The 15,369-nt window shown below is 36.5% G+C and carries 14 protein-coding genes, 8 tRNA genes, 1 rRNA gene and 1 riboswitch; of the genes, 18 read left to right on the plus strand and 5 right to left on the minus strand.

The features are described 5' to 3' along the window. Position 1: 1 nt before the first annotated feature. The 11 genes from rrf (at position 2) to AC220I_RS05000 (ending at position 2,492) form a co-directional block, all read left to right on the plus strand. Positions 2-118, plus strand: a 5S ribosomal RNA gene (gene rrf, locus AC220I_RS04950). Positions 119-168: 50 nt separating this feature from the next. Beyond that, positions 169-243, plus strand: a tRNA-Glu gene (locus tag AC220I_RS04955). A 64-nt stretch (positions 244-307) separates the two neighbouring features. Next, positions 308-383 (plus strand) — tRNA-Val (locus tag AC220I_RS04960). Positions 384-386: 3 nt separating this feature from the next. Further along, positions 387-470 (plus strand) — tRNA-Leu (locus AC220I_RS04965). A 3-nt stretch (positions 471-473) separates the two neighbouring features. After that, a tRNA-Gly gene (locus tag AC220I_RS04970) sits at positions 474-548 on the plus strand. Between the two features lie 8 nt (positions 549-556). Beyond that, a tRNA-Gly gene (locus AC220I_RS04975) sits at positions 557-630 on the plus strand. A 7-nt stretch (positions 631-637) separates the two neighbouring features. Beyond that, positions 638-713: transfer RNA gene (locus AC220I_RS04980), tRNA-Lys, on the plus strand. Between the two features lie 5 nt (positions 714-718). After that, positions 719-793 (plus strand) — tRNA-Cys (locus tag AC220I_RS04985). A 7-nt stretch (positions 794-800) separates the two neighbouring features. Continuing rightward, positions 801-877 (plus strand) — tRNA-Arg (locus tag AC220I_RS04990). Positions 878-1,156: 279 nt separating this feature from the next. Then, positions 1,157-1,465 (plus strand): hypothetical protein, encoded by a 309-nt coding sequence (locus AC220I_RS04995; RefSeq protein ID WP_486722721.1) that lies wholly within the window; start codon positions 1,157-1,159, stop codon positions 1,463-1,465. 40 nt (positions 1,466-1,505) lie between these two features. Continuing rightward, a complete protein-coding gene (locus tag AC220I_RS05000; protein ID WP_486722722.1) occupies positions 1,506-2,492 on the plus strand; it encodes a phosphotransferase in 987 nt (328 codons plus the stop codon). Positions 2,493-2,558: 66 nt separating this feature from the next. Here AC220I_RS05000 and AC220I_RS05005 read toward each other — a convergent pair whose 3' ends face one another. Genes AC220I_RS05005 through AC220I_RS05025 form a run of 5 tightly spaced genes read right to left on the minus strand, consistent with a single transcriptional unit; the run spans position 2,559 to position 7,506 of the window. Then, a complete protein-coding gene (locus tag AC220I_RS05005; protein WP_486722723.1) occupies positions 2,559-3,782 on the minus strand; it encodes an aspartate kinase in 1,224 nt (407 codons plus the stop codon). A gap of 11 nt (positions 3,783-3,793) precedes the next feature. Next, positions 3,794-4,702, minus strand: coding sequence for a homoserine kinase (gene thrB / locus AC220I_RS05010; protein WP_486722724.1), 909 nt, complete (start codon positions 4,700-4,702; stop codon positions 3,794-3,796). After that, the gene (gene thrC, locus AC220I_RS05015; RefSeq protein WP_486722725.1) at positions 4,695-5,759 is read right to left on the minus strand and encodes a threonine synthase; all 1,065 of its coding nucleotides are present in this window, start codon (positions 5,757-5,759) and stop codon (positions 4,695-4,697) included. The genes thrB and thrC overlap by 8 nt, the downstream gene beginning before the upstream one ends. A gap of 50 nt (positions 5,760-5,809) precedes the next feature. After that, positions 5,810-7,045, minus strand: coding sequence for a homoserine dehydrogenase (locus AC220I_RS05020; RefSeq protein WP_486722726.1), 1,236 nt, complete (start codon positions 7,043-7,045; stop codon positions 5,810-5,812). 20 nt (positions 7,046-7,065) lie between these two features. Further along, the gene (locus AC220I_RS05025; RefSeq protein ID WP_486722727.1) at positions 7,066-7,506 is read right to left on the minus strand and encodes an ACT domain-containing protein; all 441 of its coding nucleotides are present in this window, start codon (positions 7,504-7,506) and stop codon (positions 7,066-7,068) included. Between the two features lie 264 nt (positions 7,507-7,770). On the opposite strand from AC220I_RS05025, the gene AC220I_RS05030 reads away from it, so the two are divergent. The 7 genes from AC220I_RS05030 (at position 7,771) to AC220I_RS05060 (ending at position 15,339) form a co-directional block, all read left to right on the plus strand. Then, entirely contained in the window at positions 7,771-8,220 is a 450-nt protein-coding gene (locus AC220I_RS05030; protein ID WP_486722728.1) for a peroxiredoxin, read from the plus strand. A gap of 45 nt (positions 8,221-8,265) precedes the next feature. Continuing rightward, positions 8,266-8,445, plus strand: a riboswitch (cobalamin riboswitch). Positions 8,446-8,678: 233 nt separating this feature from the next. Then, a complete protein-coding gene (locus AC220I_RS05035; protein WP_486722729.1) occupies positions 8,679-10,190 on the plus strand; it encodes a cobyric acid synthase in 1,512 nt (503 codons plus the stop codon). Continuing rightward, on the plus strand, positions 10,184-11,143 hold the full coding sequence (cbiB, locus tag AC220I_RS05040) for an adenosylcobinamide-phosphate synthase CbiB (protein WP_486722730.1): 960 nt from the start codon (positions 10,184-10,186) through the stop codon (positions 11,141-11,143). Before AC220I_RS05035 ends, cbiB begins: the two co-directional genes overlap by 7 nt. 17 nt (positions 11,144-11,160) lie before the next feature. Continuing rightward, the gene (locus tag AC220I_RS05045) at positions 11,161-12,255 is read left to right on the plus strand and encodes a pyridoxal phosphate-dependent aminotransferase (protein ID WP_486722731.1); all 1,095 of its coding nucleotides are present in this window, start codon (positions 11,161-11,163) and stop codon (positions 12,253-12,255) included. After that, on the plus strand, positions 12,239-13,486 hold the full coding sequence (locus tag AC220I_RS05050) for a helical backbone metal receptor (protein ID WP_486722732.1): 1,248 nt from the start codon (positions 12,239-12,241) through the stop codon (positions 13,484-13,486). The genes AC220I_RS05045 and AC220I_RS05050 overlap by 17 nt, the downstream gene beginning before the upstream one ends. Positions 13,487-13,509: 23 nt before the next feature. After that, a complete protein-coding gene (locus tag AC220I_RS05055) occupies positions 13,510-14,553 on the plus strand; it encodes a FecCD family ABC transporter permease (RefSeq protein ID WP_486722733.1) in 1,044 nt (347 codons plus the stop codon). Between the two features lie 9 nt (positions 14,554-14,562). Beyond that, on the plus strand, positions 14,563-15,339 hold the full coding sequence (locus AC220I_RS05060; RefSeq protein WP_486722734.1) for an ABC transporter ATP-binding protein: 777 nt from the start codon (positions 14,563-14,565) through the stop codon (positions 15,337-15,339). Positions 15,340-15,369: the final 30 nt, after the last annotated feature.

Consider the following 15,369-nt stretch of genomic DNA (forward strand, 5'->3'; position numbering starts at 1 on the left):
ATCCAGTGATGATGGCGGAGGGGCTACACCTGTTCCCATACCGAACACAGAAGTAAAGTCCTCCAGCGTCGATGGTACTTGGCGGGCAGCTGCCTGGGAGAGTAGAACGTTGCTGGTTATCTAGTATGCTTTGGCATCTAGTATTGATTGTTTGTACAATGAGCCTTAGGCCCCTTGGTCAAGCGGTCAAGACACCGCCCTTTCACGGCGGTAACAGGGGTTCGATTCCCCTAGGGGTCACCATTATTCTTTGAATTATGGCTTCTAATAACAATCGAAGTTTTCCAAACTATAAATGGACTAACATGGGAGTATAGCTCAGCTGGGAGAGCATCTGCCTTACAAGCAGAGGGTCATAGGTTCGAGCCCTATTACTCCCACCATATGCGGGTATGGCGGAATTGGCAGACGCGCTAGACTTAGGATCTAGTGTCTTGTACGTGGGGGTTCAAGTCCCTCTACCCGCACCAATTGCGGAAGTGGCTCAGTGGTAGAGCATCGCCTTGCCAAGGCGAGGGTCGCGAGTTCGAATCTCGTCTTCCGCTCCATTTTTTTTGCGGGTGTAGCTCAATGGTAGAGCCCTGGCCTTCCAAGCCAGTTGTGAGAGTTCGATTCTCTTCACCCGCTCCATGAGCGAGGTCCATTAGCTCAGTCGGTAGAGCACCTGACTTTTAATCAGGGTGTCCCGCGTTCGAGTCGCGGATGGATCACCAATTAAGGCGACGTAGCCAAGTGGTAAGGCAGAGGTCTGCAAAACCTTTATTCACCAGTTCAAATCTGGTCGTCGCCTCCAAAATTTAGCGCTCTTAGCTCAATTGGATAGAGTGTCTGACTACGAATCAGAAGGTTAGGGGTTCGAATCCCTTAGGGCGCGCCATCTAACAAGGTACTGAACTGTTACGATAACATATCGTAACAGTTTTTTTATTATATATTATTAGTTATCATCCAGTTTAGAGAAAGAATGATCAACTTGCGAAAAGCGGTTAGATGCGTCAAAACTGGGTTAATGATTTAAATGCAACAAAATTTTAGATAAAACTCATGTCGGACTTTAGGATGTCAATTGATGTCTGATTATAAATAGTCTATAATGAAGAAAGCTAAATGCAGTTTAAGGAATTAAAAAGTAGAAATTTCGAAGAGTGAGGCAGATATGAAAATCAATCGATTATTAACCGTTACCATTTTAATTTATTGCATCGTATTTACAAGTCTAATCATGGGCTTATCTCTACCAAGTGGTGATTCTTTTCTTGAAAGGGTTCTTGTAAGTACAAATATGCCTGTATATACTAAAGATACACAAGGGCTTTATATTCCAGGAGCACAACTCTTTGTAGTTATCTTTTTGAGTTGGCTAGCATTAAAATGGTTATATAGAAATCAGGTGACCTTATGGAAGAATGGTTTGCTATTACTCATTGTCATTGTGGTTGTTTCGTGGAAGTTTATTCTCTACTAAAGATAAATTTCCACTAAAGACAATTCTCTACTAAAGATAGATGGAAGGCTTTATTATGAATGTGACCTTAAAAGATATTAGACAAATATTTAAAGAACACATGAATTGTGAATTGACTGAGATTACTGAGTGTGGAAATCACGATTTAAATAGGAATATGGTATTTAAGGCTTCTACACCTTCATCAAAATGGGTTATTAAATTTTATTATAAACCGCTGAAGAGAAGACGTGAGATTGAATCACTGTCATATTATAAAAATGATATCCTAAACATTAGGTTTCAAGGTGTTCTGGAAAATGGAATAGAATGGCTTATTTATGATTTTGTTGAAGGCTTACTGCTTGATAAGTGTTATGATCAACTTTCAATATCTGATCTCAATTTACTTTTTTATGAGATTGGCAAAGAAATGGCAACCCTTCATAATGTAAATCAGTTTAATTATTTTGGAGACTGGGTGACTTACAAGCAGAGCCCAATTCAGAACTATCGTGCATTTATTATTGATGATACGGAGCGATTGATCCAAAATGTTGAGAACCAAAGCATAAGTGAAATGGCGTTATTTGATACACTAATAAAGCACCTTAGAAATGAATATTCTAATATAAGAATACTTAAAGAAGGCAGACTCTGTCATAGAGACCTTGATGGCAGGAACATACTCATCAATAGGGAAATTAATAGAGGCGTTAACTCAGACCAACATGAAAAGTACCATTTAAAGACATTCTTGGATTTTGAGAAATGTGTTGTTTTTAATGAGCATTTTGATATTGTGGGACTATACAAAAGGTATTTTTTAAAGCAGGCCTCATTGATAAAGCCTTTCAAACAAGGTTATGAGAGTGTTAAAAAAATAGATGCCAGTTTTAATCAGGAACTAAAGTTCAACCTTCTTAGACTTGGTATTGACCATGGCAGCTGGGCAATGTATGTATCTGCAGACTTTTATAACGAAACACTTATGTTTGTTAAAGATCTTTTAGTTAAATTTGAAGATCTTGAAGCTTATTATATATAGGGGATCTTTCTACTTAAACTGAAAGCCTCCATTCTTATTAAAGAGAATGGAGGCTTTTTAGATGTCTTAGATTACTTTATTGAGTTCAAAGAAATCGTGAATTGCCTTTAAGGCTTCCTTAGATTGTTTTTCATCAATTATACATGATATTTTAATTTCAGATGTTGAGATCATTTCGATATTGATGCCCAGTTGATATAGAGCACCAAACAAACCAGAGGCAATGGTTGCATCAGATGTAATACCCGTTCCTACAATTGATAATTTTGCAACATCTGTTCTAACCAAAAGGTCGTTTGCCTCTACCTCTTTAATGAAGGCATCAATTATAGGTTTTACATTATCGAGTTCATCTTTAGGGATTGTAAATGATATATCATTAAGATCATCATGATTGAGATTTTGAATGATCATATCAATATGCACATTCTCAGCTGCAAGAGCAGAAAACATCTTATATGCAATTCCAGGTCTATCTGGAACACTTGGAACTGTTAATCTTACAATGTTATCGTCTAAGGTTACACCTCTAACCTGTGCTTTTTCCATTACTTTCACCTCTTTAATTAATGTGCCAGGATGCTCGAGATCAAAAGAAGATCTTACGACGAGCTTCATATTGTTTTTACGTGCTAATTCAACAGATCGCGGGTGCATGACCTTTGCACCTAATTTTGCAAGTTCAAGCATTTCGTCATAACTAATAGAATCAATTAAACTGGCGTCTTTTACGATTCTAGGATCTGTTGTATAGATGCCTTTTACATCGGTATAGATTTCACATAATTCAGCATTTAGTGCTACTGCAAGTGCTACAGCCGTAGTATCTGAGCCTCCACGGCCCAAGGTAGTGATATCACCATTTTTATTGACACCTTGAAAACCTGCAACAATAACAATTTTATCATCTTCAATTTCAGACATGATTCGTTCTGTACTGATGTCATTGATTTTAGCTTTTGAATAAAAAGGATCAGTTTGTATCCCACACTGATAACCTGTCAATGAAATGGCTTTATAACCCTTTGATTCAATGGCCATTGCCAATAGTGATATGGAGATTTGTTCGCCTGTTGACAAGAGCATATCCATTTCCCTTGAAGAAGGGGAGCTGGTAATGCTTTTAGCGAGTTCAATTAAATGATCCGTTGAATCTCCCATGGCAGAAACGACCACTACAGGACAATAACCTTGCTTTTTTTGTTCTATTATATGATTGGTAACTCTTTGTATACGTTCAGCGTCAGCAACAGAGCTACCACCATATTTTTGAATTATAATTTTATTCATATTGCACCTCTTTATTCAATTAATTCATAAGTTGTCCCATTTTTGTTTACTGTAAGAGATTTAAGCTCCCAATTGTGATTTAGGGATGAAAGGAAGGGCTTAAGTTCCATATCAAAAAGAGTGTTCTCACATTTAACGAGTCCAATTAATGTTGGACCGGCACCACTTATAAATGAACCAAGTGAATGGCTGTTTTTTAATTGCTTAACAATTTTATCTGATTCATGGATCAATTTAATTCTATACGGCTCATGTATTTCATCTTTAAGGGAAAAGCTTAGCAAGTCGTAGTTTCTAGTGTTTAATGCGTTAATCAACATGCTCACTCTTGAAATGTTGTTAACACATTGTGAAAGTGAGTACTCCTTCGGAAGGACCCTGCGTGCATCTTTTGTACTAACTCTGAAATCAGGGATTAGAACCTTAAAGAGGAGTTCATCAGGAAAATCTACTGTGGAGTAAAAAACTTCATTAGAAGTATGATCAAAGCATGAAATAACCATGTCACCAAGTATTGCAGGAACAACGTTATCGGGATGACCCTCAATTTCTGTGGCAAGATGAATGATATCTTGAGTACTGAGTTTAAAATTCAAGAGATAGTTTGCAGCAAAGATACCAGCCACAATTGAGGCTGCTGAGCTGCCAAGTCCCCTTGATATTGGAATTTGACATTCTCCCATGATGAGTTTGTAGCCTATATTGCTAGCATCATATTTTGACATGACCCTATCTATAGTAAGCTTAACAAAGTTATCTTGATCTTCAACCTCAGCGATACCGCTTTGCCAAACAACTTGCTTCTCATTAGTCTCGAGTTTATCAACAGAAATATGATTAAAGAGATTAAGTGCAACACCTAATGAGTCAAACCCTGGACCAATATTTGCAGAGGTAGCAGGGACTTTAATTTTAATCATTCAGTATGCCTCCTATATAGGTTTTAAGGTTTTCATAATCACTATTAATTGCTTGTAAAGGCTCAATAGAAGAGATTGCAATATCTGGATCTTTAAGACCGTTGCCAGTTAAGACACAGACAACTTGACTGCCCTTGGCAACTTTACCTTCACCATAAGCCTTTAATAAGCCTGCAATTGATATGCATGAAGCCGGTTCAGCGAAAACGCCTTCTTTAGATGCAAGTAAGTGATATGCTTCCAGTATTTTTTCATCAGTGATTTTATCAATTTGACCTGAAGATTCTTCAAGGGCCTTTGTTGCTAAATCCCAGCTTGCTGGATTCCCTATACGGATTGCAGTTGCAATTGTTTCAGGGTTTTTAACCACAGCACCGTCAACAATAGGTGCTGCACCTGCTGCTTGATAACCAAACACTTTAGGCTTATGAGCAATTAATTTTGCTGCAAAATATTCATTAAAGCCTTTCCAATAAGCAGAGATATTTCCTGCATTTCCAACAGGTAAGAACAGATATTCCGGCGCTTTTTCAAGCTGATCACAAATTTCAAAAGCTGCTGTTTTTTGACCTTCTAAGCGGTATGGGTTTATTGAATTAACAAGTGTAATCGGTAAATCTGTACAGATTTTCTTTACCATTTCAAGGGCATCGTCAAAGTTGCCTTCGATTGGCATAATAGTAGCACCATATGCAATTGCTTGTGCGAGTTTCCCAAGTGCTATTTTATTGTTAGGTATGATGACAAAACACTTAATGCCTGCTTTTGCAGCGTAAGCAGCAGCTGCTGCAGATGTATTGCCTGTTGAAGCACACATAATTGCATTTGACCCGTCTTCAACTGCTTTAGTGACTGCCATTGTCATCCCTCTGTCTTTAAAAGAACCAGTTGGGTTTAAACCATCGTATTTAAGATAGATTTCTATACCTGGCATAAGCTTCTCGAGATTCTTTGCTCGAATTAAAGGTGTATTGCCCTCGTTTAGAGTTACGGCTTCAGTTGCTTGTGCAAGTGGCATATATTTTCTATATTGATTGATTAATCCTGTATACATCATTGTGTTCATCTCCTATATTAAAACAATTTATTGTGGCGAAAAAATAGCTCCTATTTGTCAAATACTAAGAAGTGCTTGTATTTGCAATTTGCCTTGTGGGCGATCTGATTGAGTTGATGAAGTAATGATTCTTCATTTTCAGCAACCAATTGAACATAAAGCACATCTGAGTTCGCATCCTTTGATAGCTTGATTGCATTTGATGAGAAGCATTCGAAAAGGAGCATAGTGAGCTCTTGAAGCTTGCCATTAGTCAATCGAATGACCCACTTAGATTTCTTAGGATAGTATTGATGAATGTGAACACTATCTTGATAGTGATATGAAGGATGCTTCTTTTTATTTTGAACAATGTCAAGTAAATCGCCTAAAATCGCACTTGCAGTAGGGAATTTTCCTGCACCTTTACCAGTGAACATCAACTCACCAACAGCATCGCCTTCTAACACAACGGCATTGTACTCATTGTCTATCTTGGCATATTTAGATTGGCCTGTTACATAAACTGGTCTTACAGTTCCATAAATACCATCGCCCATATCTTCAGAGAATGCCATTAACTTCATCCTGTAATTTTCGCTTTTTGCATAGTCAATATCTGATTTTAAAATATTTGAGATTCCTTCAATTGGTAAATCCGTCCATTTGATGTGCTTTTTATAGCCGATAGAAGAGAGAATGACTAATTTTCTCATGGCATCATAGCCTTCAACATCTGAGGTAGGGTCTGACTCTGCAAAGCCCATTTCCTGTGCGAGTTCAAGAGCAGAATCATATGATATACCATCATCGAACATTTTGGTTAGAATATAATTTGTTGTACCATTTATGACAGCACTGATATTTTTAATGGTATTGCCTGCAAGGCACTCTTGGAGTGGTTTTAATATTGGTATACCACCACCTACACTTGCTTCAAAACTTAAGATGGTATTATTAAGCTTTGCAATTTCAAGTAAGTCGTTACCTTTCTCGGCGATGAGGTCTTTGTTTGCAGTGATTACCGGGACGCCTTTTTTAAGGAAGTATTCCAAATAATCATAGGTAGGATAGATGCCGCCGATTGTTTCGATGACAATATCGTACTCATCTTTTATGAGCTCATTAAAACTGTTAGTAAAGATATCATATGCTTCATGTGTTTTGTATTTATCTAAGTTTTTAACAAGAACTTTTTCAACCCGTACATTTTTTGAAAAGTTCTCTTGTATGCTTTCATTATTCCTCTTTATTAATTCATAGACACCAGAACCTACTGTTCCGTATCCTAATAATGCAATTTTCATATTAAACCTCCCAGTTAAACTTATTCAATGCCAAGTAGTGAAAATTTATGAACGCCTTCGATATTTTTAAGATCATTGGATAATGTTGTAAACGAGTTGGTCATTTCGGATATGTCAATCGTAATTGTGACATTTGCCATTTGATCAATTGGGCTACTTTGACTAATTGTCATTATATTACCGTTGTTTTCAGCGATACATTCTAGAACTTTTGATAAGATTCCCGAATGGTGGTCTAGGTTCATTGAAACAGTTGCTTTTTTTCCGATGACACCATCACCAAGTGCGAAAACAAAATCATTATACTTATAAAATGTACTTCTGCTGATGCCGACTTTCTTAACTGCATCAGAAACTGAAGTAGCTTTTCCTTCTTTTAGTAAGGTTTTAGCTTCAACGACTTTAATAAATACCTCTGGTAAAACGTCGATGTGTATGAGTAGAAATTTTCCTTTATCCATATTATCCTCCCTGTATTTTATAGACGGACAATTGTTCGCCGAAAATGATATTAATAAGGATTATAGCACAATAAAATATTGTATACAAGGCAAATGTTAAATATAATTCATGTTTTTATTTCTGAACAATCAAATGTTTCTGAATTGTTTGAATAGTATTGTAATTATGTGATTCTTTCTGAATTTTGTAAAGTTTCTAAGCATTTGGGGTATATTATTTTTACATATGAATGAAATTATTTTTTATTATTAGGAGGCACAGTTATGAGCTATTTGAAAGGTGAATTTTCTTTAAAAATGACAGGTGATCGTCAAATTGACAAAAGTGTCCTTTCATCGCAGAACTTTATATTGTATTTTTATCCAAAAGATAATACATCCGGTTGTTCCTTAGAGGCACAGGATTTCGCAGATTTATACGATGAGTTTAAGGCGCTTGGTTATGAAGTGTATGGTATCAGTAAAGACAGCTTAAAATCACATGAGAAATTCAAAGAAAAATTTGCGTTGCCATTTGATTTAATATCAGATGAAGAAAAGATACTACATCATAGCTTCGATGTCATTAAGGAAAAGAAACTATATGGAAAGCATGTTTTAGGAACGGAACGTTCAACATTTGTCTTTAGAGAGGGCCTTCTTTGTATTATGGAGTTTAGGGGCATAAAGGCGAAAGGACATGCAAGAGATGTCCTAGATCACTTGCAAAAGTAATCCTAACTTGACAATGCATGTGTGCAACAGTATAATGTAATAGAAAATTGAATATTAAATTAAGGTGCTTCTCTTATTAAGCTAAGAGGGAAAGAGGTTAAAATCCTCTGCAGCCCCCGCTACTGTATATAGTGATGAAATCCAAGTTATCCACTGAGAAATCGGGAAGGATGGAAAGTAAAGTGATCTATGAGCCAGGAAACCTGCCTTAATTTCGAAATAATCTACTTCGGAGGGAAGTCGGGTGATTTGAATTGAGTTTGCATTCAACACACGTCTTTCACGTGTGTTTTTTTATGCAAACAACAAAATTTGAGCCAAAAGCTGTGAAGAGGAATGTTCAGCCTCAAACAGCGTCAGCGAAAATTGTTTTGGGACATCGCGGATGGCACAAATGTTGTTATAAAATGGATCAATAGCGCATTTTGCGTATAATGGATATAAAGTGAGGGTTAATCATGGCTAAGAAAATAATGTTTCAGGGAACAGGATCAACAGTTGGAAAAAGTTTAATAGTGGCTGCTATGTGTAGAATATTAAATGATGAAGGCTATCGTGTAGCACCTTTTAAATCACAGAACATGGCACTAAACTCATTTATTACGAAAGACGGAAAGGAAATGGGTAGAGCACAGGTTGTTCAAGCTGAGGCGGCTAGAATTGAGCCGGATGTTTCAATGAATCCTATCCTTTTGAAACCGACAAGCTATGTGGGATCTCAAATTATCTTAAATGGTCAGGTTTATCAAAATATGAAAGCTAGTGAGTATTTTTCTCAGAAGGATTTTTTAATTCCTCATATTAGAAAGGCTTTCAATCACTTAAATCAAAATTATGATGTCATTGTAATTGAAGGAGCTGGCTCTCCGGCAGAAATAAACCTCAGAAGTCGTGATATTGTAAATATGGGACTTGCTGAAATTGTTGATACAGATGTTCTCTTAATCGGAGATGTCGATAAAGGAGGCGTCTTTGCTTCCATATATGGCACTTATATGCTCTTATCTGAAGAAGAGCGTAAACGTATTAAGGGATTTGTCATCAATAAATTTAGAGGTGATGTATCTTTATTAGTGCCAGGTGTAAAAATGATTGAAGAAAAAATAGGAATCCCTTGTGTTGGGATTATCCCATTTATAGAAAATCTAAAAATAGATGACGAGGACAGTGTGTCCGAACGTCTTTTTATGAAATCTGACAAACCCATCAAAGTAGGTGTGGTAAGGTTGCCATATATGTCGAACTTCAGTGATTTTACAGTATTTGATATGGAATCTGATGTCAGTCTTGAATATGTAACGACCGAAGCTGAGATTGATGAGTGTGACTTACTCATCATCCCAGGCAGCAAAAATACAATTTTTGATATGCAATTTATCATTAAACATAAAATCAATCAGGCCATTTATCGTTTTTATAAAGCTGAAAAACCTATCTTTGGCATTTGTGGCGGCTATCAGATTTTAGGAAACAGCATTTCTGATCCTGACAGTGTTGAATCTATTGATGACTTAATCAATGGCCTCGGTCTTTTAAATGTTGAAACTGTTATGGCAACTGAAAAGACAACTGTACAAAGTGAAGCAACCATTCAAAATGATTACTTGAATCTCAATACAAAAGACATGATCATAAAAGGTTATGAAATCCACATGGGAGAAACAATTGCATGTGGCAGTGATGTCGTTCCCTTTGCAATCAACAGCAAGGGCGAATATGACGGTGCTATCGATGAAACAGGACGTGTTATGGGCACTTATTTCCATGGCATCTTTGACAATGATGAATTTAGAAGTGCTATTCTAAACAAAATTAGAAGTCAAAAGGGGATTATTGAAGTAAGCTCAGAAGAGTCCTTTGAGAAGCTAAAAGATCAGGAATATGATCGTTTGGCAGAGCACGTTAAACAATATATGGACATGAAGCTTATTAAAGCATTCTTAGAAGAATCGAGGCAATTAGATTGTTAGTTGATATAGGTATTGCAGTCCTTTTGGACTGGTTAATTGGTGATCCTCCTAATTGGCCGCATCCAGTTAGGTTTATAGGATGGTTAATCAGTAATCTCGAAAAGATGATAAGACGTTTTTTCGGAAACCTCTATGTTGGTGGTTTTGTATTAGCATTTTTAACAGTAACAATTGTTGTAATGTTGTATACGATCACAGCTATGATTAGCCATCCTTACTTTTTAAAAATATTGAACATCTATTTATTATATACATGCTTGGCATGCAAGTGCTTAAAGGATGAAGCTATAAAAGTTAAGAAACTGATTGAATCCAATCAAATCGAGGCATCTAGAAAAGAGCTTGGGTATTTGGTTGGACGAGATACCGATAACTTAACCGAAAAACAGGTTTTAAGAGGCATTCTAGAAACAGTATCTGAAAACACAGTTGATGGTATTTTAGCACCCTTATTTTACATGTTTCTCGGCAGCTTGATCCTTGGTACAAATGTTTCTATGGCGGTTGTATTTGCACTGATTTATAAGAGTGTCAATACCTTGGATTCTATGGTTGGCTATATGCAAGCGCCTTATAGAGAGATCGGTATGATCTCCGCAAAGACGGATGATGTCCTTAACTTTATTCCTGCAAGACTAGGTGCTCTTTTTATGCTATTTGCAGGCTTTCTTTTGAGATATAATGTCAAAGAAGGTTTCAAAATTATGAAAAGAGACCACGGAAATCATAAAAGCCCAAACTGTGGCTATCCTGAGTCCGTTACTGCAGGCCTTCTAGGCATTCAACTGGGGGGGACTAACGTCTATTTTGGACAAGAGGTTTATAAACCAACCCTTGGTGACAAGCATCGAGACTTTGATGCCATGGATATTGATAGATCTGTTAGAATCATGTATGGCTCTGAAGGACTACTTTTTCTAATGGGAGTGGCTCTAAACTTATTAATATTATAGAAAGAAAAGGTGATTAAATGAATTTTCACGGAGGTTACTTTGGTGACAAGGCTCTAATTGATTTTAGTGTCAATATTCCACCCCTGTCATATCCTGAAGGTCTTAAAGAATTGATGATGGAAACATTTGACAATTTAAGAAGGTATCCTGAAATAGACGGTGTATCATCAAAACAGGCAATCTCCGAGAAAACAGGTTTTGACTTAAACGAGATTATTCTTGGTAATGGGGCTACTGAGCTTATTTATTTATTTTCAAGAAGTGTGGGTGTAAAGAGGGCTTTGATACTTGAACCCACATTTACAGAATACAGACGCGCGCTTGAGCTTAACGGTGTTGAAGTGTTAAGTTTTTCTCTTTTGGATTATGTAATAACACACGGTAAAAAGTCTACTATCGATATGAATCATCCTATGCTAGTATCAGATATTGTTAACTCAATTAAAGAGAATAATGTCGATTTATTAGTAATATGTAACCCGAACAATCCGACAGGACATTTGTACACACGTGATTTTGTTAAAGATATCTTAAACGCCATAAAGAATGAAAACTTTAAAATTTTTATTGATGAGTCATTTTTGGACTTTGTCCCAGATGAAAAACGATTGACTTGTGAAATCTTAAAAGAGGACTTAGACAAGGTTTTTCTCTTGAGATCGATGACAAAGAATTTTGAAGTGCCAGGCTTAAGAATTGGGTATGGACTATGCCATAAAAATGTAATTGAGCTCATGAAGCGCTATAAGGAACCATGGTCCCTAAATGCTTATGCTTTAGCTGCAATCCCTTTTTTAATTCATCAAGATGATCATCTTTCTTATATCAGAAAGTGGTGTAAAAGTGAGTCGGATTATCTTGCATCAGAATTTGATACCATTGAAGAAATCAATTATTACAAGGGCAATGCCAACTATTTGTTGATCAAAATTCCAAAGATCTTAGAGTCCTCTTTTTTTGATGAGATGGTTGGTAAAAATATCTATTTAAGAAAATGTGAAGATTTTAGAGGATTAGGTAAATCCTACTATAGAATAGCAATTAGAGAACGTAATGAAAATGAAAAATTAGTGAATGCCATTAAGGAGGTTTTCCATGAAAAATTGGTTTAGTAAGACGTTGAGTTTAACCGTGGCAATGGTAATGATGCTTTCGGTAGGATTATTGTCGTTTGCGGCGACGATTGAAGTTGATAATAGTGCCAAGCCTTTTAGCACTGAGGTTAAAAATGGTAGAACCTATATTTCAAGTGAAGATTTAACGTCATTTGGATTTACAACTGAAACTAAAGGACAAATGATCCTTGTAAAGAGCAGTGATGTTACCTTTACTTTTTATAGAGATACCAATAAGGTGAGTGTAAATGACGCACAGGTTACACTTGATTCAAAAGTGTATTCGAGAAATGGTGTGCCTTATATTCCAATGAAGTTTTTCTTCGAAACAATTAATTATGAAATTGGTTGGGATTCAAAGACGAAAACAGTTTCTTTACACAAGCTTGGTGATGAAAAGTTCCCAATTGTGATTAGCGATGGTGACTTACATTACAAATTTACTAAGCCTATGAAAAAGGTGGTTTCTTTAGCCCCATCTGTAACAGAAATTTTATACGCGATTGGTGCAGGTGATACCCTAGTTGGTAGAACAATCTATTGTAATTATCCTTCAGCTGCAGAGTCGGTTAAAAGTGTTGGTTCTTTATATGAGCCTGATTTGGAAGGGATCCTTGATTTAGAACCTGAAGTGGTTATCGCAGCGACACATATAAATGAAGATGTAATAAATACTCTTAGTAGCGCCAAAATTGCTACACTTACACAAAAATCACCAAGTAAGATCAACGAGATATATACCTTTATTGCCAAGTTAGGTGCTTTGGTAGATCATCGTTATGAGGCGAGAGCTGTGATTTCTTCGCTTAAGCTTAAGGAAGATCGTATCAAACAAACCGTTGCCTTGATTCCGACATCGAAACTTAAAACAGTCTATTATGTCGTTGGGACTGGTAAAAAGGAAAGCACAGCGGGAAATGGCACCTTCATAAATGAAGTTTTACAGGCTGCAGGTGGACTTAATGTTGCTACAGATGTAAAAGGATGGTCATATAGTCTTGAAAAACTTCTTGAACATAATCCAAGCTATATATTTGGTGAAGGCTATAATTATGATACAATGAAAGCAAGTGACAACTACAAAGCGCTATCAGCCCTTAAAAATAATCACTATATTAAAATCGACAGTGATGTGTTTTCAAGACCCGGTCCAAGGGTTATCGACATGGGCATGAAGTTGATCATCCATGAATTATATCCAGAGTATGAGCATTATTTGAATTATTAATGAGAAATTGTTAGGTAAAATATATGAATTTTATTGAGAGAAGAAAATGGAATCGACTTTATGTCTTGATTCTAATTGTAATTTTATTATTAGTTGGACTCTTTGCCATCACCCAGGGATCTGTAAAGATCCCTCTAGGTGATGTTTTTCGCGTTTTTGTTCATCAATTAGGCTACCCTAATGACATCAGTGACTTAAAGGCCTCTCACATCTTTATAATTGAAAATATAAGACTCCCAAGGGTCATTATGGCAAGTATTGTGGGTGGTGTTCTATCGATTGTAGGGGCCTCTTTTCAAGCAATCTTTAAAAACCCAATGGCGGACCCATTTGTAATGGGTGTTTCATCAGGTGCAGCATTCGGTGCCACAATGGGGATAACCTTTGGTCTTACGACAAATCTTTTTGGTTTTGGCACTATTTCAACACTGGCTTTTTTAGGGGCCTTGGGAACCATAGTTATTGTATACTCTCTTGCTAGAGTGGGTACAAAGATCTCTACGACCAGTATTTTACTTGCGGGTATCGTCATGAACTCACTTCTGACATCCATTATTTCGCTTGTCATGATTGTGAATCAAGATGACATTGCAAGAATTGTGACCTGGACCATGGGGAGTTTCAATGCGGCTTCGTGGGAACACGTTATCAAGTTGTTGATCCCATCACTAATTGGTTTTTTGCTACTTATGATGAAGGCTAGAGAATTGAATGCACTTGTCATAGGTGAGGAAGATGCAAAGAACATGGGTGTAAATGTTGAACTTACAAAAAAACTCATACTGGTATATGCTTCTTTCTTAATAGCATTTTCAGTTGCTGTAAGTGGCATAATTGGATTTGTTGGCTTGATTATACCACATTTATTTAGAATTGTTTTTGGTGCAGACCACCGTACGCTTTTGCCTGTATCTTTTTTTGGGGGAGCAATTTTTCTCATTATTTCGGATACACTGGCTCGGAGCTTAGTCCCAAATATGGAAATACCAGTCGGTATTGTTACAGCGGTATTTGGTGGACCATTCTTCTTGTATTTACTCAATAAAAACAAGAAGAACATGGTATAGGAGGGAAAAATGGTTGCAGCGATTCAAATAGAAAATTTAAAGTTTAAATACGATGAAGAGGATGTACTGAAGTATATTAATCTTCACGTACCAAAGGGAAGTTTTGTCAGTATTCTCGGACCTAATGGTTCAGGAAAAACCACGCTTTTAAAGAACATTTGTCATTTATTAAAGCCATATGAAGGTCAAATCGTAATCAGTGATCAATTGGTAGAACGCTTTAAAAGCAAGGATTTAGCAAAAGAAATGGCAGTGGTTCATCAAGGGGCCAATTCAGAGTTTGATTTTAATGTTGAAGATGTTGTTTTAATGGGGCGATTCCCTTATATTAAGAGATTTCAGTCAGAATCTATGAAAGATATTGAAATCGCAACTGATTCCATGAAAAAAACAGCAACTTACCATTTGAAGCACAAGACTATAAAAGGCATAAGTGGCGGTGAAAGACAGAGAGTCATGATTGCTAGGGCTCTAACACAAGAACCGCAAATACTGCTACTAGATGAACCTATCTCTCACCTTGATATCAAGTATCAGCTTGAAATTCTTAAGCTCTGTAAGTCTCTAAATGAGCAAAATGAACTGACGATTATTACAACCTTACATGATATCAATTTAGCAACACGTTTTTCAGATTACATTATCTTAATGAATCATGGCGAAATTGTAGAAATTGGCAAACCCTTTGAAGTAATGACCAAGAACAACATTAAAAAGGTTTACGAGGTTGATGTTGAAATCATTAAAATGGAACAATTTGAAAATCCGATTATTATTCCAGTTTGATTCAATAGGGCATTGTAATGCCTTTAGGAG

The organism is Fusibacter sp. (genome assembly GCF_057447755.1).